Raw genomic sequence first — 290 nt, 5'->3', positions numbered from 1 at the left:
CCGCGGCTGTCGGCGAAGTCGAACACCACCGCGCGCAACGCGCTGTAGCTCGTCGTGCAGTAGCTCCAGAGGTACGCACGGTGTGTCTTGCCGTTCCCCGGCTTGAGCATCGCCACCGGTGTCTCGTCGGCATGCAGCACGCGGTCTTCGAGCATCTCGCGCTTGAGCGCATCGACCAGAGGCTGCAGCTGCACGCCGCACTGCCCGACCCAACTGGCCAGCGTCGAGCGCGGGATGGCGACACCCGCGCGACCGAAGATGGCTTCCTGCCTGTACAGCGGCAGGTGATC

At 67.2% G+C, this 290-nt stretch carries 1 protein-coding gene; it reads right to left on the bottom strand.

Annotated elements, in window-relative coordinates; genetic code table 11:
- A partial coding sequence (locus ACCC97_RS28860) for an IS66 family transposase (protein ID WP_413336411.1) occupies positions 1–290 on the bottom strand: 290 nt, incomplete at both ends.

Source organism: Variovorax sp. Varisp85, assembly GCF_047304045.1.
Classification (GTDB): Bacteria; Pseudomonadota; Gammaproteobacteria; order Burkholderiales; family Burkholderiaceae_C; genus Variovorax.
This window is presented reverse-complemented; position numbering and strand designations above follow the sequence as displayed.